The organism is Sabulicella glaciei (assembly GCF_026183895.1).
In the GTDB taxonomy this organism is placed as follows: Bacteria; Pseudomonadota; Alphaproteobacteria; order Acetobacterales; family Acetobacteraceae; genus Roseococcus; species Roseococcus glaciei.
In genome coordinates this window covers 83799-103230 of sequence record NZ_JAPFQI010000005.1, presented here as the reverse complement: position 1 = coordinate 103230, position 19432 = coordinate 83799, and the positions used below count along the sequence as shown (strand labels likewise).

19 protein-coding genes are annotated in these 19432 nt (G+C 72.9%); 11 read left to right on the top strand and 8 right to left on the bottom strand.

Annotation, left to right across the window (positions count from 1 at the left end):
* Window positions 1-34: 34 nt before the first annotated feature.
* The 9 genes from OF850_RS09405 (at window position 35) to mutL (ending at window position 11080) form a co-directional block, all read left to right on the top strand.
* Window positions 35-1006 carry a Bug family tripartite tricarboxylate transporter substrate binding protein gene (locus OF850_RS09405; RefSeq protein WP_301589789.1) on the top strand — a complete coding sequence of 324 codons (972 nt, stop codon included), beginning with the start codon at window positions 35-37 and terminating at the stop codon, window positions 1004-1006.
* On the top strand, window positions 1003-2454 hold the full coding sequence (locus OF850_RS09400; RefSeq protein ID WP_301589788.1) for a M16 family metallopeptidase: 1452 nt from the start codon (window positions 1003-1005) through the stop codon (window positions 2452-2454). Before OF850_RS09405 ends, OF850_RS09400 begins: the two co-directional genes overlap by 4 nt.
* A gap of 223 nt (window positions 2455-2677) precedes the next feature.
* The gene (locus OF850_RS09395) at window positions 2678-3955 is read left to right on the top strand and encodes a M16 family metallopeptidase (protein WP_301589787.1); all 1278 of its coding nucleotides are present in this window, start codon (window positions 2678-2680) and stop codon (window positions 3953-3955) included.
* Between the two features lie 30 nt (window positions 3956-3985).
* Complete coding sequence (gene pgi / locus OF850_RS09390; RefSeq protein ID WP_301589786.1) at window positions 3986-5605, top strand: glucose-6-phosphate isomerase; 1620 nt, start codon at window positions 3986-3988, stop codon at window positions 5603-5605.
* A 132-nt stretch (window positions 5606-5737) separates the two neighbouring features.
* Window positions 5738-6808, top strand: coding sequence for a GHMP family kinase ATP-binding protein (locus OF850_RS09385; protein ID WP_301589785.1), 1071 nt, complete (start codon window positions 5738-5740; stop codon window positions 6806-6808).
* The gene (locus OF850_RS09380; RefSeq protein ID WP_368044683.1) at window positions 6796-7398 is read left to right on the top strand and encodes a D-sedoheptulose 7-phosphate isomerase; all 603 of its coding nucleotides are present in this window, start codon (window positions 6796-6798) and stop codon (window positions 7396-7398) included. Before OF850_RS09385 ends, OF850_RS09380 begins: the two co-directional genes overlap by 13 nt.
* The gene (locus OF850_RS09375) at window positions 7395-8114 is read left to right on the top strand and encodes a sugar phosphate nucleotidyltransferase (RefSeq protein WP_301589784.1); all 720 of its coding nucleotides are present in this window, start codon (window positions 7395-7397) and stop codon (window positions 8112-8114) included. Before OF850_RS09380 ends, OF850_RS09375 begins: the two co-directional genes overlap by 4 nt.
* Window positions 8111-9310, top strand: coding sequence for a glycosyltransferase family protein (locus tag OF850_RS09370; RefSeq protein ID WP_301589783.1), 1200 nt, complete (start codon window positions 8111-8113; stop codon window positions 9308-9310). Before OF850_RS09375 ends, OF850_RS09370 begins: the two co-directional genes overlap by 4 nt.
* Before the next feature lie 57 nt (window positions 9311-9367).
* Window positions 9368-11080: a DNA mismatch repair endonuclease MutL gene (gene mutL / locus OF850_RS09365; protein WP_301589782.1), complete on the top strand. Its 1713-nt coding sequence runs from the start codon at window positions 9368-9370 to the stop codon at window positions 11078-11080.
* On the opposite strand, the gene OF850_RS09360 is transcribed toward mutL, so the two are convergent.
* Genes OF850_RS09360 through OF850_RS09340 form a run of 5 tightly spaced genes read right to left on the bottom strand, consistent with a single transcriptional unit; the run spans window position 11044 to window position 14626 of the window.
* On the bottom strand, window positions 11044-11601 hold the full coding sequence (locus tag OF850_RS09360; protein ID WP_301589781.1) for a hypothetical protein: 558 nt from the start codon (window positions 11599-11601) through the stop codon (window positions 11044-11046). The two genes, mutL and OF850_RS09360, sit on opposite strands and share 37 nt — an antisense overlap.
* Window positions 11589-12635: a glycosyltransferase family 4 protein gene (locus OF850_RS09355; RefSeq protein WP_301589780.1), complete on the bottom strand. Its 1047-nt coding sequence runs from the start codon at window positions 12633-12635 to the stop codon at window positions 11589-11591. Before OF850_RS09355 ends, OF850_RS09360 begins: the two co-directional genes overlap by 13 nt.
* Window positions 12611-13162, bottom strand: a complete 552-nt coding sequence (gene rsmD, locus OF850_RS09350) for a 16S rRNA (guanine(966)-N(2))-methyltransferase RsmD (RefSeq protein WP_301589779.1) — start codon at window positions 13160-13162, stop codon at window positions 12611-12613. The genes OF850_RS09355 and rsmD overlap by 25 nt, the downstream gene beginning before the upstream one ends.
* Window positions 13159-13920 (bottom strand): pseudouridine synthase, encoded by a 762-nt coding sequence (locus OF850_RS09345; RefSeq protein WP_301589778.1) that lies wholly within the window; start codon window positions 13918-13920, stop codon window positions 13159-13161. Before OF850_RS09345 ends, rsmD begins: the two co-directional genes overlap by 4 nt.
* Complete coding sequence (locus tag OF850_RS09340; RefSeq protein WP_301589777.1) at window positions 13913-14626, bottom strand: gamma-glutamyl-gamma-aminobutyrate hydrolase family protein; 714 nt, start codon at window positions 14624-14626, stop codon at window positions 13913-13915. The genes OF850_RS09345 and OF850_RS09340 overlap by 8 nt, the downstream gene beginning before the upstream one ends.
* Window positions 14627-14686: 60 nt before the next feature.
* Here OF850_RS09340 and OF850_RS09335 point away from each other — a divergent pair, with 60 nt between their 5' ends.
* Together OF850_RS09335 and OF850_RS09330 are read left to right on the top strand one after the other, a co-directional pair.
* Window positions 14687-15124 carry a nucleoside deaminase gene (locus OF850_RS09335; protein WP_301589888.1) on the top strand — a complete coding sequence of 146 codons (438 nt, stop codon included), beginning with the start codon at window positions 14687-14689 and terminating at the stop codon, window positions 15122-15124.
* A 446-nt stretch (window positions 15125-15570) separates the two neighbouring features.
* Complete coding sequence (locus tag OF850_RS09330; RefSeq protein WP_301589775.1) at window positions 15571-16482, top strand: hypothetical protein; 912 nt, start codon at window positions 15571-15573, stop codon at window positions 16480-16482.
* Window positions 16483-16610: 128 nt separating this feature from the next.
* On the opposite strand, the gene OF850_RS09325 is transcribed toward OF850_RS09330, so the two are convergent.
* The 3 genes from OF850_RS09325 to OF850_RS09315 are packed head-to-tail and all read right to left on the bottom strand — an operon-like array spanning window position 16611 to window position 19419.
* Window positions 16611-17372, bottom strand: coding sequence for a sulfite exporter TauE/SafE family protein (locus OF850_RS09325; protein ID WP_301589774.1), 762 nt, complete (start codon window positions 17370-17372; stop codon window positions 16611-16613).
* Between the two features lie 45 nt (window positions 17373-17417).
* Window positions 17418-18329, bottom strand: a complete 912-nt coding sequence (locus tag OF850_RS09320) for an isoaspartyl peptidase/L-asparaginase family protein (protein WP_301589773.1) — start codon at window positions 18327-18329, stop codon at window positions 17418-17420.
* A 22-nt stretch (window positions 18330-18351) separates the two neighbouring features.
* Window positions 18352-19419: an SDR family oxidoreductase gene (locus tag OF850_RS09315; protein WP_301589771.1), complete on the bottom strand. Its 1068-nt coding sequence runs from the start codon at window positions 19417-19419 to the stop codon at window positions 18352-18354.
* Window positions 19420-19432 lie beyond the last annotated feature (13 nt).

Below are 19432 nucleotides of genomic sequence, written 5' to 3'. Positions count from 1 at the left end.
TAGGCCGGAATCGCCGCTTTCCTGGGAAGACGCCATGACCATCGGCCGCCGCGCCGCCCTTGCCCTGCCCGCCCTGGCCCTGCCGGGGCTGGCATCCGCGCAGCCCACCTGGCCCGATCGCCCGGTGCGGGTGATCGTGGGCTTCCCTGGGGGCTCCACCCCGGATATCGCTGCCCGCGCCGTCGCCACCCACCTGCAGGCCGTGCTGGGCCAGCCCGTGGTGGTGGACAACCGCGCCGGGGGCGGCGGGACCATCGGCGCCGATGCCGTGGCCAAGGCGCAGGACGGCCACACGCTGGGGGTCACCATCGGCGGGCCCGGCTCCATCGCCCGCATCCTGAACCCGCAGCTCCCCTACGACCCGGTGGCCGATCTGCGCCCCGTCTCGCTGCTGGCGCGCATGCCCTTCGTACTGTCGGTAAACCCCGGCGTGCCGGTGCGCAACGTGGCCGAACTCATCGCCCATGCCCGCGCCAATCCGGGGAAGCTGAACTACGGCTCGGTCGGCGCCGGCTCCACCGGCCATCTGATCATGGCCGAGTTCGCGGCGCGGCATGGGCTGGAGATGGTGCACGTCCCCTTCCGCTCCGTCCCGCAAAGCGTGCTGGAGGTGGTGGCCGGGCGCATCGAGATGACGGCCGCCGCTGCGGGCGCCGTGGTCGGCCAGGCGCGCGGCGGGCAGGTGCGCGCCATCGGCGTGTCCGGCGCCGGGCGCATGGCCCAGCTTCCCGACGTTCCCGCCCTGGTCGAGCAGGGCGAGCCCGCGGGCGATATCTATGCCTGGATCGGCCTCTTTGCCCCGGCCAATGTCCCGGAGGAGCGCATTGCCCGCCTCGCCACGGAAGCCGGGCGTGCCATGACGAGCGCCGAGACCCGCCGCGTGCTGGAGGCGGCCGGGTTCGAGCCGCTGGGCAGCGACTCCGCGACGCTGGCGGCGCTGATCCGCGACGAGGTCGCGTTCTGGGGCCCGGTGGTGCGCCGCTTGAACATCCGGCCCGAGAGTTGAGGGAAGCGGGGAGCGACCCCATCTTCGACCCCATGGCCGAGATGTCCCGCCGCGCCGCGCTGAAAGGCGCGGCCGCCCTGCCCCTGGTTCCGCAGGCCGTCCCGGCCTTCGCCTCCACCCCCGCCGCCGGGGGCGCGCGGCCCGATTCCGACCCGACCGACGCCCCGCGCATCCAGGAGCGCCCGCTCTTCGGCGCGGTCCACTGGACGCTGCCGAACGGGCTGCGCGTGGTGCTGGCGGAGAACCGCCGCGCCCCGGTCGCCGCGCATTACCTCTACGTCTCCGCCGGGGCGGGCGAAGACCCGCATGGCCGCTCCGGCCTCGCCCACTTCCTTGAGCACATGATGTTCAAGGGCTCGCCGAACATTCCCTCCGGCGCGCTGTCGCGCACCGTCTCGGCCGAGGGCGGGCAGGACAACGCCTTCACCTCGCGCGACGTCACCGGCTACTTCCAGATCGTCGAGGCGAGCCGCCTGCCGCTGATGATGCGGATGGAGTCGGACCGCCTCGGCGCCGTGCTCATCCCCGAGGCGGAGGTGGAGCCGGAACGCGGCGTGATCTTCGAGGAGCGCCGCTCCCGCATCTCCGCCAATCCGCGCGCCCGCTTCATGGAGCGCTTCGACGCGGCCATGTGGGGGCCGCAGCATTGGCGCGGCCGCCCGCTGATCGGGTGGGAGGACGAGATCCGCGCCATCACCCGCGAGGACATGGTCCGGTTCCACGCCGCGCGATACGCACCGTCGAACTGCGTGCTGGTCGTGGCGGGCGATGTGCGGGAGGCGGATCTGCGCCGCTGGGCCGACGAGTTCTACGGCCCCATCCCGGGGCGCGCCGACCCGGGCCGCGACCGCGCCCCGCCGCCCGCGCGCTCGCCCGAGGCGCGCCTCGTCGCGCAGGATCCGGCGGTGCGGGAGGCCAGCTTCCTGCGCGGCTTCGCGGCCCCCTCCGCCACCTTTGGCGAAACGGAGATGAGCGACCCGCTGGAAGTGGCCGCGCATGTGCTGGGCAGCGGCCCCGGCTCGCGCCTCCATGCCGCGCTGGTGGAAACCGGCCTCGCGGTCGGGGCGGGGGCTTCCTATGACGGCGACGTGGTCGGGGTCGGCACGCTGGTGGTCTATGCCACGCCGCGCCCCGGCGTTTCCCCCGAGCAGATCGAGGAGGCGGTGAACCGCACCCTCGGCACGCTGGTGCAGGAAGGGATCTCCGAAGGGGAAACGCGCCGCGCCATCCGCCAGCAGACCGCGGGCGCCTTGTTGGCCCTGGACGGTCTGGGGGCAGCGCCGCGCATGCTGGGCGGGTCCCTGGCCATCGGCCTTCCGATCGAAGCGGTGGAATTCTGGCCGCAGCGCATCGCCGCCGTGACGCCCGAGGCGGCGACGCGCGCCATCCGCGGCGTCCTGTCCGACAACCCGGTTTCCACCGCCGGCTGGCTCATGCCTTCGGCATGAATTTTTTCGTGCCCTCAGTCGCCGGGCGCGGCCTCCGGCCGCTGGGCTTCGCCGCGTCGGGGGTGTGCTGGCCCGGAGAGCGGCCTGGCGGCGCCGGCGGCCTTGCCTCCGGAAGCCGGCCGGTGGGCACACCGGTTCCCCAGGCCACGCGCCGGCCGCCTTGCGGCCGGATGGTTTTGAAGGGTGCGCGTTGCGTTGGCGCCCGTTTCGAGGAGTTCCCCGCGTGAGCGACACCCTCTTCGGCGTCTCCCTGCCGCCGCGCCGCGGCTTTTCCGTGCCCATCCAGGTGCTGGAGGAAGGCGGCGTCACCGCATGGCTGGTGGAGGAGCACTCCCTGCCCGTCGTTTCCGTCGCCTGGGCTTGGCCCGGCGGCGCCGCGCGCGATCCCGAGGGGCATGAGGGACTGCACGGCATGGCCGCCGCCCTGCTCTCCGAGGGCGCGGGGGACCTGTCCAACATCGCCTTCGCGGACGCGGCGCGCGATGCCGGGATCGGGCTCGGCTTTTCCGGCGGGCGGGATTCCTTCGAGGGTTCGTTCCGCACCCTGTCCCCCGCCCTGCCCGAGGCGCTGCGCCTAGCCCGCCTCGCCATGACGGCGCCGCGCCTGGATGAATCCGCCCTGGCCCGGGTGCGCGCCCGCGCCGTGCTGGGCGCGCGGCAGGCGCTGGAAACCCCGGCCGGCCTCGCCCGGCGCGAGTTCTGGCACTCCGCCTATCCCGACCATCCCGCCGGCCGCCAGCCCACGCCCGAGTCGCTGTCCGCCGTTTCGCGGGAGGAGGTGCGCACGGCGCTGGATGCGCAGATGCGGCGCGGCGGCATCCTGCTGACGGCGGCGGGCGACATCGACCCTGACGGGCTGCGCGACCTCATCCGAGCCCTTTTCGCGACCCTGCCCGAAGGCGCGCCCGAGCCCGTTCCGCCGCTGCCCTCACCGGAGCGCTTCGGCGTGCGGCGCGTGGAGAAGGCGGCGCCGCAATCGACCCTGTATTTCGGCCAGGACGCGCTGCTGCCCACCGACCCGGACTGGGAAGCCTTCCAGGTCGCGCTGCGCATCCTGGCCGGGGGCGGCTTCACCTCCCGCCTCACCCGCACGATCCGCGAGGAGCGCGGCCTGACCTACGGCATCGGGGCGGGGCTGGACCTGCTTTTCGGCCGCGCCGTCGTGGTCGGGCAGGTGCAGACGGACAACGCCACGGTCGGCGAGGTCTGGCGCCTCCTGCGCGAGGGCTGGGCGGCGATGGCGGCCGAGGGGCCGACGGAGGAGGAGGTGCGCGACGCCGTCGCCTTCCTGTCCGGCTCGCTGCCGCTGCAATTCACCGACACGCGGCGCACCGCCTCGCTGCTGCTCGGGCTGCGGCAGGCGGGGCGCGACCCGGCCTGGCTGGCGGGCCGCCCCGCGCGCCTCGCGGCGCTGACGCGCGAGGACGTGGCGCGCGCCGCGCGGCGCCTCGATGCCGCGGCCTTGTCCCTCGCGGTGGCGGGCGAGCCGCAAGGGTTGTAACACTCCCCGCTCACCGGAATCGGAACGGGAATGGACGACGTGCTGGAAGACGCCTGGGCCCGCGTGGAAGAATTTGGCCGCCGTCCTGGCGCCTCCGCCATCCGGCCGCTTTTCACCGCCGACCCGAAGCGCTTCGACCGCTACAGCCACCGCGGCGCCGGCCTGCTGCTCGACATGAGCAAGACCGCCATCTCCGACGAGGTGCGCGAGGCGCTCTTCGACCTCGCCCGCGCGGCGCGGGTGGAGCAGGGGCGCGACGCCATGGCGAATGGCGAGATCGTGAACAACACCGAGCGTCGCGCCGCCCTGCACATGGCGCTGCGTGGCGGCCTGCCGGGCGCGGGCGCTGCGGCGCACGAGGATGCGCTGCGGACCCTCACCTACATGCGCGCCTTCACCGAGAGCGTGCATCGCGGCGAGGTGCGCGGCGCCACCAACCAGCGCTTCGACACGGTGCTGAGCATCGGCATCGGCGGCTCCGACCTCGGCCCCGTCATGGTGACGCGCGCCCTGTGGCGCGCGGGCGACCCGATGCGGCCGGTGCATCTGGGCAACGTGGACGGGCATGGCTGGGAAACCGTGCTGCCCATGCTGGACCCGCGCCGCACCCTGGTGCTGATCGGCTCCAAGACCTTCACCACCGCCGAGACCATGGCCAATGCGCGGCTCGTGCGCGCCTGGATGGAGGCGAGCGTGGGGCGCAACGGCGCCTCGGCGCATTTCGCCGCGCTTTCCACCAACCTCGCTGCCTGCGAGGCCTTCGGCATCGCCGCCGACCGCGTCTTCCCCTTCCGCGACTGGGTGGGGGGGCGCTTCTCGCTCTGGTCCGCGCTCGGCCTGTCCCTCGCCCTGTCGCTCGGCTGGGAGCGGTTCGAGGCGCTGCTGGACGGAGCGCGCGAGATGGACCAGCACTTCCTCGGGGCGCCGCTCGAGCAGAACCTGCCCATCCTGCTGGCGCTGGTGGAGGCGTGGCACGTGGGCGGGCTGAAGATCCACCGCCGCGCCGTGCTGCCCTATGACGAGCGGCTGCGCCGCCTGCCCGCGCATCTCCAGCAGCTGGAGATGGAAAGCCTCGGCAAGTCGGTGCGCCGCGACGGCACGCCGACCCCCTGGTCGACCGGCCCCGTCGTGTTCGGCGAGCCGGGCACCTCGGCGCAGCATTCCTTCATGCAGCTGGTCCACCAGGGGCCGAATCCGGTGCCGGTGGATTTCATCCTCGTCGCCAAGTCCGACCATCGGCACGACGAGAACCACCGCATCCTGCTTGCCAACGGCCTCGCCCAGGCGGCGGCGCTGATGGTGGGCCGCGACGCCGACGCGGTGAAGGCCGAGATGCGCGAGGCCGGCGCGGACGAGGAAACGATCGCGCGCCTGGTCCCGCACCGCGTTTCGCCGGGCGACCGGCCCTCCAACACCATCGTGATGCCGCGCCTCGACCCGCAGGCCCTCGGCTCGCTGATCGCCCTTTATGAGCACAAGGTCTTCGTGCTGGGCTGCCTGTGGGACGTGAATCCCTTCGACCAATGGGGGGTGGAGCTCGGCAAGGTCCTCGCTACGCCCATCCTGCGCGAGCTGACCGATGGACGGCGCGTCCCGCATGACAGCTCGACCAGCGGGCTGCTGGCGGAGATCCAACGATTGCAGCGGTGACAGACGCAGGATTTCTGCACCGGAAAATTCATCGAAGACCATAAAAAAGGCTTTCATGCCTTTATGAGAAACGTCTAGCTTCCCCCTCTAGGGAACCGTTTCGGGTGCGGTTCTCCACGGAAAGCAGAGTAGATGTCCCAGTTCCAGGTGTTACAGCGGGCCGTGAACGTGGCGGGCATGGCAAGAGCACGCGCGCCTTTGCGCCTGGGCCTCGCGGGGGGCGGGACCGATGTGTCCCCCTATGCCGACATCCATGGCGGGGCCGTGATGAACGTCACGATCGACCGCTACATCTATGTCAGCCTGGCCCCCCTGCAGGGTTCGATGCTGGAGCTGGAAAGCCAGGACCTGGACATCGCGATCCAGGTGCCGGTCGCGGCGCGTCTGCCCTTCGACGGCCGGCTCGACCTGCACAAGGCCGTCTACAACCGCGTGGTGCAGGATTTCCTGGGGGGGCGCCGGGCGCCTGCCCTGCGGATCAGCACCTTTTCCGAGGCGCCAGCCGGCTCGGGCCTCGGCTCCTCCTCTACCCTGGTCGTGGCGATGCTGCAGGCCATGACCGAGTTCTTCAGCCTGCCGCTGAGCGAGTACGACCTGGCGCAGCTCGCCTTCTCCATCGAGCGGGAGGATCTCGGGCTCGCCGGCGGGCGGCAGGACCAGTACGCGGCGGCCTTTGGCGGCTTCAACTTCATGGAGTTCCACGCCGACAACACGGTGGTCGTGAACCCCCTGCGCATCAAGTCGGCCGTGATCGCCGAGCTGGAGGCGCAGACCATCCTTTGCTTCACCGGCATCAGCCGGGAAAGCGCCACCATCATCGCCGAGCAGTCGCGCAACGTGGCCAAGGGCGAGGGCCGGTCCGTGGAAGCCATGCACGAGCTGAAGGCCAGCGCGATCGCGATGAAGAAGGCGCTGTTGAAGGAGGATCTGCCGACCGTGGCGCAGATGCTCAACTCGGGCTGGGCGTCCAAGCGGGAAATGGCGGCCGGCATCAGCAACGACAGCATCGAGCGGGCGATGGAAGTCGCCACCGCCGCCGGGGCCATCGCGGGCAAGGTGTCGGGCGCGGGGGGCGGGGGCTTCATCATGTTCCTGGCCCCGCTGGAAAGGCGCGCCGCCGTGCTGCGCGCCCTCCAGGAAGGTGGCTTCCGGACGGAAACCGTGCGCTTCACCAGCGAGGGCGCGACTTCGTGGTGGGCTTGAAGGCGGTTCGGGACGCGATCGGAGACACGCGGCGCCTCCTGGAGGCGATGGAGGCGGACGAGGCGCTGTGCGCCGCCACCGCGCAGGCGGCCTCGCTCGTCGCGGCCTCGCTGCGCGCCGGGGGCAAGCTGCTGATCTGCGGCAATGGCGGCTCGGCGGCCGATGCGCAGCATTGGGCGGGGGAGCTGGTGTCGCGCTTCCACTACGACCGGCCCGGCCTCGCCGCCATCGCGCTGACCACCGACAGCTCCATCCTCACCGCCATCGGCAACGACTACGGCTATGAGTGCCTCTTCGCCCGTCAGGTGGAGGCGCTCGGCCGGGCAGGGGACGTGCTTTTCGCCATCACCACCTCCGGCCGCTCGCCCAACGTGCTGCGTGCGGTGGAGGCGGCACGGGCGGCCGGGCTGGTGACGGTCGGCTTCACCGGCAACGGGCCCGGCGCGACCGAGATCGCATCGCGCTGCGAGCTGTGCCTGCAGGTGCCCTCCGCCCTCACGCCGCGCATCCAGGAAGGGCACGAGGTGCTGGGCCACGCGGTTTGCGGCCTGGTGGAGGCCGAGATCTTCCCGCGCGAAGCGCAGACATGATCCCACGGGAAGCGGTGGTGCTGGCCGGCGGCCTCGGCACGCGGCTGCGGCCGGTGGTGAGCGACGTCCCCAAGCCGCTCGCGCCCGTGGCGGGGCGTCCGTTCCTGTTCTGGCTGCTGGAAGCGCTGGCGCGGCAGGGCATCGCCCGCGTCGTGCTGGCGAACGGCTACATGGGCGACCGGATCGAGCAGGATGTCGGGCCCCGCTTCGCGGGCATGGAGATCACCCATGCGCGCGAGGAGGTGCCGCTGGGCACGGGCGGCGCGCTCTGGGCCGCGCTGCGCCTGTGCCGGGAGGAAAGGGTCTTCGCCCTGAACGGCGACACCTGGCTCGGCGTGTCGCTGGCCGCGATGGCCGAGGAGGCGCCCGCCGCCGACATCGTGCTGGCCGTGCGCCGGGTCGAGGATCGCAGCCGGTTCGGCAGCATGCGCCTCGAAGGCAACCGCGTGCTGGGCCTCGCGGAAAAGGGCGCTTCCGGCGAGGGATTGGTGAACGGGGGCGTCTACCTGCTGCGCCGCGACCTGCCGGCGCGCCGCCCGATGCCGGAGGCCTTCAACCTGGAAACCGGAATCCTGGCCGAGCCGGGGACGCTGGACGTGCGGGCCCACGTGACCGAGGCCCCCTTCCTCGACATCGGCACGCCGGAGGACCACCGGGCGGCCCAGACCCTGATCCCCGCCTGGGCCGCCGGCCCCGCCGCGCGCGAGAACGCATGATCATCATCGTCGAGCCGAGCTGGAAGGGGCATTTCCACGCGCCCGGCAACACCTCCACGGTCAAGGTCATCGCCCGCGCCTTTCCGAACGAGGAGGTGTGCTTCTTCGCGGAGGAAACCCACCTTGCCGAGGTGCGGCAGGATGCGGGGCTGCAGGCGCTGCCCAATCTCCGCTTCGACACGCTCGCCTTGCCCACGCAGCATTTCGGCAGTCCCGGCACGATCAGCCTGTCGCGGCTGCGCGACGAGTTCCGGATGATCCGGCGCGCCCTGCGCGCCGCGCCGCCCGGCGAGAACGTGCTGCTCTTCCTGATCTCCACCACCGCGACCACACCCTTCGCCGCCGTCGCGGCGTCGCTCCTGCGGCGCGGGCGGGTGGGGCTGCAGGTCGGGTATCACGGCAATCTCATCGACGCGGTGGGCACGCGCCCGCGCAATCCCGTGCTGCGCGCCCTCGACACGCGCGCGGCGCTGCTCACGCGCTTTCCCGTCCCCACGCGGCACCTGCTGCTGGAGGAGCCGGTCCGCGAGGAATTGCTGCGGCACTTCCCCGTCCTGGCGAACCGCCTGGACGTGCTGCCCCTGCCGGTGAACGAGCGGGAGGCATCGGAGCAGACGCCGCTCGACCTGTCCTCCGGGCCGGTGCGGGTCGGTCTCCTGGGTATAGGCAGCCAGGCCAAGGGCGGCGACACCTTCATGACGCTCGCGGCCCGGCTGAAGGCTCGCTGGGGCGAGGCCGTGGAGTTCGACCACATCGGCAGCAAGGGCAAGGGCCAGCCCGAGGTGCCGGAGGGGGTGCTGCTGCACCCGCCATCCAGCCACCTGCCCCGTTCCGAGTTCACCGAGCGCCTCCGCCGGCTGCACTACATCTGCCTGCCCATGCGTCGCGGCTACTACGACCTGTCGGCCTCGGGCACGATGATCGACGCGCTGACCTTCGGAAAACCGGTGCTGGCCACGCGCATCCCCCTGACCGAGCATTTCTTTCGCGCCTATGGCGACATCGGCGAGCTGCGCGACACGGGCGAGGAACTGGAGCAGGCGCTGGACGGCATCCTCGGACAGCGCGACACCGCGCGCTATCTCGCCCAGGTCGAGAATCTCCGCCAGGCGGCGCAGTCCCGCCGGCTGGACAAGCTCGTGCCGATCTACCACCGGCTGGCGCTGGACGGATTCCCCGGGCTCCTTCGCGCCTGACGGCGGTCCATGGGTTCCTCCGCGCCTGACGGCGCGAGGCATGGCATAAGGGCGCGCATGCCCATCCGCCTCCTCCCGCCCGCCACCGCCGACCGCATCGCCGCCGGCGAGGTGGTGGAGCGCCCGGCCGCCGTGGTGAAGGAGCTGGTGGAGAACGCGCTGGATGCCGGCGCCCGCCGCATCCGCGTCGCGCTGGAGGATGGAGGTACCGGCCGCGTCCTGGTGGAGGATGACGGCGCCGGCATGGGGCCGGAGGACCTCGCGCTTTGCGTCGAGCGCCACGCCACCTCCAAGCTGCCGGAGGAGGCGATGCTGTTCAGCATCAGCACGCTGGGCTTCCGGGGGGAGGCGCTGCCCTCCATCGGCGCCGTGTCGCGCCTGCTCATCACCTCCCGCCCGCCGGGCGGCGAGGCGCACAGCGTCGCGGTGGAGGCCGGGCGCAAGGAGGTGCCGCGCCCCGCCGCCGGCCCGCCCGGCACGCGCGTCGAGGTCACCGACCTGTTCTTCGCCACCCCGGCGCGGCGCAAGTTCCTCCGCACCCCCGCGCGCGAGGGCGAGGCCGCGGCCGAGGCGCTGCGCCGCCTCGCCCTGGCCTGGCCGGAGGTGGGGTTCGAGCTGTCGCTGGATGGCCGCCCGGTGCTGCGGCTGGAGCCGACGAGCTGGGAGCGGCGCGTCGCCGACCTGCTGGGGCCGGATTTCGCCGCCGCCGCCCTTCCCGTGACGGGAAGTGGCGTCGTTTCCCTTGCCGGCCTCGCGGGCGGGCCCGGCTTTTCCCGCTCCACGGCGGCGGAGCAGCACCTCGTCGTCAATCGACGCCCGGTGCGCGACCCGATGCTGCGCGCGGCGCTGCGCGTCGCCTACCGGGACGTGATGATGCCCGGCCGCCACCCGGCCTGCGCCCTGTTCCTGGAAATCCCGCCGCGCGAGGTGGACGTGAACGTCCATCCGATGAAGACGGAGCTCCGCTTCCGCGACGCCGCCGCGGTGCGCGGCGCGCTGATCGGGGCGCTGCGACGGGCGCTGGGGGTGGGGGCGGCGCAGGCCCCGGCCGCGCCGCTGCGCTTCGCCCCGGCCCCCGCCGCCCAGCCCCGCGCCGTGGCGGAGGTCGCGCTGCCGCTCGGCTTCGCCCCCGCCCCGCCGCGCGGGGAAGCACCGGAGGAACCACCGGAGGAACCACCCCCTGCCCCGCCCGACCAGCCCCTCGGCCGGCCGCTGGCGCAGGTGATGGAATGCTACATCCTGGCCGAGGCGCCGGACGGCGCGCTGGTGCTGGTGGACCAGCACGCTGCCCACGAACGCCTGACCCATGAGCGCCTGCGCGAGCAAATGACGGAGGGCGGCGTCCGCGCCCAGCCGCTGCTGCTGCCCGCCGTGGTGGAAACGCGTCACGCCGACCGCCTGCTGGACGCCGCCCCCGCCCTGGCGCGGCTCGGGCTGGAGATCGAGGGCTTCGGCCGCGACGCGGTGCTGGTGCGAGCCCTGCCGGCCCTGCTCGGCGGACCCGACCCGGCGCCGTTGCTGCGTGACCTGGCGGAGGAACTGGCGGAATCCGGCGAGTCCACGGCGCTCGAGGCGCGGCTGGACGCCGCCCTGGCGCGGCTGGCCTGCCACGGTTCCATCCGCGCCGGGCGGCGGCTGAACCCAGCCGAGATGGATGCGCTGCTGCGCGCCATGGAGCGGACGCCGCGCGCCGCCACCTGCTCGCACGGGCGGCCGACCTTTCTGCGCCTCGGTCAGGGCGAGTTCGCGCGGCTTTTCGGGCGAAGCTGAACCACGCCTTCCCAGGGCGCGTCGGCACGCAGCACCAGCGCGCCGCCCTCCATCCGCCAGAGGGGCGGAGTGCCGCGCAACGTGTCCAACCCGGCCAGGACGAACCCCTCCGGCAGGGCAAGCAGCGTCGCCTCCCCGGCGCCGAGGCGCAACAAGGCGCGCGGCGGCAGGCCGGCGAGGCGGGCGGGCCCCGTTTCCCGCCATTGGGGCAGGGGCGCCGCCCCCGCCCAGAGGCGCAGCGCCGGGCGCCGCTCCCCCCACGCGCGCGTCAGCGGCGCCGTGGCCTCTACCCGCAGCGCAACCCCCGAACCGGAAAGGGGGAGAAAGCGCCACCCTGCCGGGCCTCCCGATTCCACGGACGCGACCGCCCGGTCCTCGGACAGCAGCGCCACCCGCAGCGCGCCGGGCCGGGCCGCGTGCAGCGCCACGCCCGCGACGGTCGGCGCGCCGGGCAGCGGAAGGGTGAAGCGCCCCGGTGCGGCGGTGACGCCCAGCGCATCGGCCTGGATCAGCGCGGCCACAGCGCCTCGCGCAGCAGCAGGACTTCCAGCCGGTCCAGCATCGCTTCCTCGCCGTAGGCCGCCTCGCGTGCGCGGGCGGCCTTGCGGGCCGCTTCCTCCGGCGCGGCCAGCACGGCGCGAAAGGTGGCGGCGATACCCTCCGGGTCGCGCCGGGCCACCCAGGCCCAGTCCCCCGGCGCGTCCCAGGCTTCCAGCGCCTCGGCGCTGGCGATGACCGGACAGCCGGCCGCCATTGCCTCCAGCACCGCCAAGGGCTGGCCCTCATGCTCGGAGGGAAGGAGGAGGGCGCTGGCACGGGCCAGCAGCGCGGGGATGTCCGCCACCGCACCCAGTTCCACGGCCGGCGCCAGCGTGCCGCCAAGCGGCCCCGCACCCGCGAGGGCGAGGCGGGAAGGGGCGATGCGCCGCGCCACCTCGGGGGCCAGATGCGCGCCCTTGCGCCCGTCCAGCCGCCCGACCTGCAGGAGGAGCGGCGGCGAGTCCGGTTGGCGAGGCAGCGGGACGAAGCCGGGAAGGGGGTTGGGAAGCACCGCCACCGAGGCGTCGGGCAGTTCCGCCAGCGTTTCCAGCCGGCGCGCGGCGGCGGCGGACACGGCGGCCCAGCCCAGGCGCAGCCCGCGCATCGCCGCGGCTTCCTCCCTTCCCAGCATCCAGTCGCGGCGGACGAGGTGGTGCAGCGCCAGGGTCGGCACTCCGGCCTCGGACAGCGCCTCCATCGTCCCCAGCCCTTCGCCGGGCAGTGGGCAGCAAACCAGCGCCGCGTCGGGCCGCCAGCGCCGCAGCAGGGCGCCGAGGAGGGCGCGCTGCCGGGGCCGTGCCTCGGCGGCCGGCCGGCCTGGATGGTGCGCCAGGGGCAGGGCCAGCCCTGGCGAGGCGCAGGCGAGGGCGGGCGAGGCCGCGACCAGCACGCGCATCCCCCGCCGCCGCAACCCCTCCGCCGCCGCGAGGCTCTGCCGCTCCGCCCCGCCGCGCTCCGGCGCGGGCAGGACCAGCAGCAGGGTCTCCACCGTCAGCGGGGGGAAAGGATGTTCCATCGCGCCTTGCCGTGCGCGCGTTCGGCCAGGGTTTCGAAGCCTTCCTCCGGCGCGGGGTCGCCCGGGCCGAGCTCTGCGCAGATCAGCGCATCCGGGGCGATCCACCCCGCCGCGCCCAGCGCCTCGATGGCGCGTGGCACCAGTCCCTCGCCATAGGGCGGGTCCAGGAAGACCAGGGTGCAGGGCGCCGGGGCGCGGGGCGGGCGCAGCGCGTCGGCCGGCAGGACGCGCCCTTCCGCCCCCTTGCAGGCGCGGAGATTGGCGCGGCAGGCGGCCAGCGCCTCCGGCCGGTTCTCCAGGAAATGCGCCCGCGCCGCGCCGCGCGACAGCGCCTCGATCCCCAGCGCGCCGGTGCCGGCGAAGGCGTCCAGCACCTCCGCCCCCTCCACCCGGTCGCGCCCGGCCCAGGGGGCGTGCCAGAGCATGTCGAACAGGGCCTGGCGCGCGCGCTCGTTGGTGGGGCGCGTCACCGTGCCCTCCGGCGCGAGGAGCTTCCGTCCCTTCCAGCGGCCCGCGATGATCCTCACCCACGCCGCCTGACGGGCGCGGCGAGGCCCAGCTGCTCGCGCAGCACCTTGGGGTTCACCTCCTCCACCGCGCCCTCGGGCAGGGTGCCGAGCTGGAAGGGGCCATAGGCGACGCGGATCAGCCGCGACACCTGCAGCCCCAGGAAGGTCATCACCCGGCGCACCTCGCGGTTCTTGCCCTCGTGCAGCGCCACGGTCAGCCAGGAATTGTCGCCCTTGCGGCTGTCCAGCCCGGCCTCGATGGGGGCGTAGCGCACGCCCTCCACCGTCACGCCCTTCGCCAGCGCCTTCAGCGCGCGGTCGTCCACCGGGCCGAAGACGCGCACGCGGTAGCGGCGGACCCAGCCCTGGCTGGGCAGCTCCAGCCGGCGCGACAGGGCGCCGTCATTGGTCAGCAGCAGCAGCCCCTCGGAATTGAGGTCCAGTCGCCCGACCGAGATCAGCCGCGGCAGGCCCGGCGGCAGGCGCTCGAACACGGTCGGCCGCCCCTCGGGGTCGCGATGCGTGGTCATGAGGCCGGCGGGCTTGTGGTAGCGGAACAGCCGCGTCCGCTCCGGCTCGTGCACCGCGCGGTCATCCACCTGCACTAGGTCCTCGGCGCCGACGAAGGTGGCAGGCTGCTCGACGGGCTTGCCGTTCAGCTTCACCCGCCCCTCGGCGATCAGCCGTTCCGCGTCGCGACGCGAGGCGACGCCGGCGCGGGCCAGCCACTTGGCGATGCGCTCGCCGCGCTCGGAGTCGGGTGCGTCCTCAGCCACGGCACGCCTCCACGAAGCCGCGCAGGATCAGGGGGTCGGCGGGGTCCACCCCGTATTCCGGGTGCCACTGCACGCCCAGGGCGAAGCGGTGGCGCGGCGCCTCGATCCCCTCGACCAGCCCGTCCGGGGCGCGGGCATTCACCACCACCCCATCCGGCACGTCGCGCACCGCCTGGTGGTGCGCGGAGTTCACCGCCATGCGCGCCCGGCCGGTGAGGCGCGCCAGCAGCGACCCGGGCGCGACCTCGATGTCGTGCCCCGGCTCGGTGCGGGGATTGGGCTGCTCGTGCGGGATCTCGCTCGGCAGCTCGTCGGGGATGTGCTGGATCAGCGTGCCGCCCAGCGCCACGGCGAGCAGCTGTTGGCCGCCGCAGATGCCCAGCACCGGCATGTCGCGCTCGAGCGCCGCGCGCGTCGCCGCGATCTCGAAATCGGTGCGGCCGGGCTTCAGCGTGGCCTTGGGGTGCAGGGGCTCCCGCCCCCACAGCGCCGGGTCCACGTCAAAGGCGCCGCCCGTGACCAGCAGCCCGTCCAGCGCCCCCAGGTAGTCGGCGGCCAGCTCCGGCGCGTGGGGCAGGGCGACGGGCAGGCCGCCCGCCTCGATGACGGCAGAGAAGTAGTTCTGCCGCAGCGCGTACCAGGGCAGCTTCGACCAGCCGCCCGCGGGTTCGCTGTCCAGCGTGAGGCCGATGATGGGGCGTTTCATGGGGCCGTGGTTACGCGGCGGCTTCCCCCGCGTCCAGCATCGCGGCACAAGCGCCCCATGATGGATCTGGCGCTGGAGGAGGCGCGCGACGCCGCCCGGCGCGGCGAGGTGCCGGTGGGCGCGGTGGTGAGCGACGCGCGGGGCCGCGTCCTGGCCCGCGCCGGCAACCGCGTGGAGGAATGGCGCGACCCCGGCGCCCATGCCGAGATGCTGGCGCTGCACGAGGCGGCGCGCGCCCTGGGCGACAAGCACCTGCCCGGCTGCACCCTGACCGTGACGCTGGAACCCTGCCCGATGTGCGCCGCCGCCGCCTCCCTGTTCCGGGTGCGGCGCGTGGTGTTCGGCGCCTATGACCCGAAATCCGGCGGGGTGGAGCATGGGGCGCGGGTCTTTGCCCACCCGCAATGCCACCACGCGCCGGAGGTGGTGGGCGGCGTGCGCGAGGCAGAGAACGCGGCGCTGTTGCGGGAGTTCTTCGCGGGATTGCGAGGACCTTAGGAGCAGGAGGCTCTGGCTCCTTGACAGGCAGGCAACGATTTGACGTTGTCGGATCCACGCCTCCTGTGATCTCCACCGGGCGCTGATTTATTCCACGGCATCAAAGCGGTGGAACGAATGATCTGGGTTTTCTGGCGCTGCGTTGCCGCACCTTCAGGGCAGGGCGAGGGGCAGGACGCGCAAACCGCCGTCAACTCGACTAACTCACAATTTATCTGGACATATGAAGAATTTTCGACAAGCTTTAGGCCTTCATACGGCGAGAGACGTATAAAATAAACGATAATTCGAATTTCATATATTTCGCAAGGCCCCAGCCCGCGTGAGCCCCGTCCATAAGCTATGACCATCTCGCAGGAATAAAGACGAGGAAGGAGAACACCCAGTTGCTTACCGCCTTGCGAAGACGTGCCGCAATGGCTCGTTTCAATTGGATTTGCCGCGATGTGCTGAAAACGCCGCCGCTGCAAATAAAGCCCGCACGGCTTCGCATCGTCAGCATGGTGAGTGGCGCCGATCATCTCATGTACCTGCTGGCGATCAAATCCTTCTATCGCCACCTGCTTGGCGGTGAGATCGTCATCATGGATGACGGGACCCTCACGGAACGGCATCGCGCCCTGTTCCGCCGTCACCTCGGCTCGCCACGCTTCGTCAGGATGGATTCCATCGCCACGGCAGCGTGCCCCAAGGGTGGCTGCTGGGAGAGGCTGCTGTACATCCTGGACCTCAGCCGTGACAGCTACGTCATCCAGCTGGACTCGGACATGCTGGCGACCGGCCCGATCCCGGAAGTCCTGGAAGCGATCCGCGAGAACCGGGCCTTCACCCTCAACACCGGTTCGGACCAGGTCATTTCCAGCCTGGAGGATGTGGCATCCGCCGCAAGGCTCCCACCTTCGGGTCCCCCGCATATCCAGGTCCTCGCGGAACGGTCGCTTCCGCACCTCCCGGCTGGCATGGGGCGTCGCTACGTGCGCGGCTCGGCCGGGTTTGCCGGCTTCGCCTGCAACGACACGAACCGCCAGGCCGTCGAGGCTTTCTCGACCGCCATGCAGGGCCTGACCGGTCCGCGCTGGGCCGAATGGGGCACCGAGCAGGTCGCATCCAACTACCTCGTCGCCAATTCGCCGGGGGGCGTGGCGTTGCCCTGGCCAAGGTACAGCTGCTTCTTCGGTGACAACCCCGATGAGGCCCTCGCCAGTGCCGCGATGCTGCATTTCCTGGGTACCTGGCGCTGGCATGAGGGGACTTACCTGCGCCTGGCGAAGCAGGTGATCGCGGAGATGACACGGTCCACATACGTCCAGCCGGCGGTTTACATGCCGCGCGAGACGGCCCGGCGCGTCAGCGCGTAAGGCCGCCGCGAGCGGCCATCCGAAGCGGGGAGGACGCCCGACCAGGCGGCCTTTCCCTCGCCTGCGGGGGAGGGTGGAACCGCCGCCTCCGATGGCGTGCCATCTCCACCGCCGAAGCACGCCGGCTATCAGCCCGTCGCGCCAAGGGTGCCCAGCGCCGCCAGCAGGTTCCGCAGGGCCAGCAGCGACACCACCACCCCCACCAGCAGCAGCAGCCTGCGCGGCGACAGGTGCCGCACCACCAGCGCCGCGAAGGGCGCGGCAAGCACGCCGCCCAGCACCAGCCCGGCGATGACCGGCCAGAGCGACAGCCCCACGGTGAAGACGAAGGTGGCGGTGACCGCCGTGGTGACGAAGAACTCGGCGAGGTTGGCGGAGCCGATGGCCTCGCGGGGCGCGTCGCCCTTGCCCAGCAGCGTCGAGGTGACGATCGGCCCCCAGCCGCCGCCGCCCATCGCATCCACGATCCCGCCGAAGAAGCCCAGCACCCGGACCTGCCAGTCCGGCATCGCCACGGGCGGGCGGGGCCAGGCCGCCTTGTGCAGGATCAGCGCGCCGAGCCCGAGCAGGTAGACCGAAACCACTACCTGCATCGTGCCGGTCGGCATCCCGGTCAGCACATAGGCGCCGATCATGCCCCCCACCACGCCTGGCACGGCGAGGCGCACGACCAGGTCGCGCCGCACATTGCCCAGGCGCCAATGCGCGTAGCCGGAGGCGCCAGTGGTGAAGATCTCCGCCGCGTGGACGCTGGCGCTGGCCGTGACGGGGGTGACGCCGAGGCTGAGCAGGGCCGTGGTGGCCGACAGCCCGTAGGCCATGCCGACCGCGCCATCCACCAGCTGGGCCGCAAAGCCCACCAGGGCAAAGAGCGACACCTCCCAGATCATGGCGCGCCTCCGCGGGACATCCCGCTCTAGCAGATTCGCGGCCGGTCAATCGCGGAAGATGGCGACCTCCGGCGCATCGCCGTCGCGCCACACGCCGCGATACATGCCCGAGGTGTTGAAGGGCAGGGCGAAGTGGCCCGCTGCGTCCACCGCGATCAACCCGCCCGAGCCCCCCGCCTCCGGCACCGCCTGCTCGACGACGAAGCGCGTGGCCGCTCCTAGGTCCTCCCCGGCGAGGCGCATCCGGGCCGCCACCTCGTGCGCCGCGGCGCAGCGCAGGAAGGCCTCGCCCGTGCCGGTGCAGGACACGGCGACGCGCCCGTCCGCCCAGGTGCCGGCGCCGATCACCGGGCTGTCGCCCACCCGCCCCGGCCGCTTGTTGGTCATGCCCCCGGTGGAGGTGGCGGCGGCCAGCGCCCCGATCGCGTCGCGCGCCACCGCGCCGACCGTGCCCATCCGCCCGTCATGGTCCAGCACCAGCTCCCCGTCCCGCCGCGCCGCCTCAAGCTGCGCCAAGCGGTGGGGCGTGACGAAGTAGCCCGACTCGGCGAGGGGGAGGCCGCATTCGGCCGCCAGTCCGTCCGCCGCCTCGCCCTGAAGCAGCACGTGCTTCGTGTGCCGCATCACCGCCTGGGCGGCGCGCACCGGGTTGCGGATGCGCCGCGCCCCGGTGACCGCGCCCGCGCGCCCGTCATCCAGCATCAACGCGGCGTCCAGCTCGGCATGGCCGGCGGCGGTGAGGGTGGCGCCATGCCCCGCGTTGAACAGCGGGCAGTCCTCCATGCTGGAGACGGCGGCGAGGACCGCCTCCTCCGCCGCGCCGCCCTCGCGCAGCACGGCGGCGCCCGCTTCCAGCGCCGCGTGCAGCGCGTCGCGATGCGCCGCCTCCTGCCCGGCATTCATCTCCGCGCGGGCGATCGTGCCCGCGCCGCCATGGATGGCGATGGTCCAGCCCATGTGGTTCCCCTTCGCGGCGCGGCTATTCGGCCGCGCTGCCCATGCGGCGCGGCGCGGTCCGGCGCCAGCCCCGCCCGGTGCTGCCGCGCCGGCTCTGCTGGAACAGCAGCAGCGCCGCGGCGCCCGCCACCCCGGCCGTCGCCACGGCGAGCGGGTTCATCTGCATCTCCAGCAGCAGGGAGGAACGACGCGGCGCCGGGCCGGACAGGGAGGAGGTTTCGGCCAGGTCCTCCTTCGGCTGGTAGAGATTGTCGCGCCGCGCCGCGCGGCCCGGATCATCGCTTTCCTGCACGGGCCGCGCCATCGCCACCATCGCCATGTCGGTGAGGGCGGGGAAGAGCTTGCCCATCCAGGCCATCGCCGCGCCGCCGCCGCCCACCGTCAGGTCGCGCACCGGATGGGTACAGGCATGCAGGATGGCCCGCGCCACCACGCGCGGATGATAGGCGGGCGGCGGGTTGCGCGTGCCCGGCGCGCCGGTGAGGTTGCGCGCGTGCTCCATGTAGGGCGTGTCGATCGGCCCCGGCTTGATCAGCGTCACCGAGGCCTTGGAGCCCGCCATGCGCGCCTCCATCCGCAGCGTGTCGGTGATCGCCTTCACCGCGAACTTCGCCGCGGAGTAGGGGCCCTGCAGCGCGATGGCGCGCTCGCCGAGCACGGAGCCGATGTTGACCAGCGCGCCGCCACGATCCTGCAGGTGGCGCAGCGCGACCAGCGAGCCGTGCAGCGTGCCCCAGTAGACCACGTCGAAGAGGCGCCTCTGATCCTCGATCGGCGTCTCGTCCACGCGGCCGTAGATGAAGGCGCCGGCGTCGTTCACCCAGGAATCGATCTGGCCGAAATGCTGCAGCGCCAGCGCCGCCGCGCGCTCATGCGTCGCCGGGTCGGTCACGTCGCCGGCCAGCGCCTGCGCCTCCGTGCCCTTGGCGCGCAGCTCCTCCGCCAGGGTTTCCAGCGCCTCGCGGTTGCGGGCGACAAGGATGAGCCTCGCCCCCTGCTCGGCCGCCATGCGCGCAGTGGCGAGGCCGATGCCGGAGGAGGCGCCCGTCAGGACGATGACCTGACGGGAAAGCGGCTTGAAATGGGGCATGGATCGCGGTCCC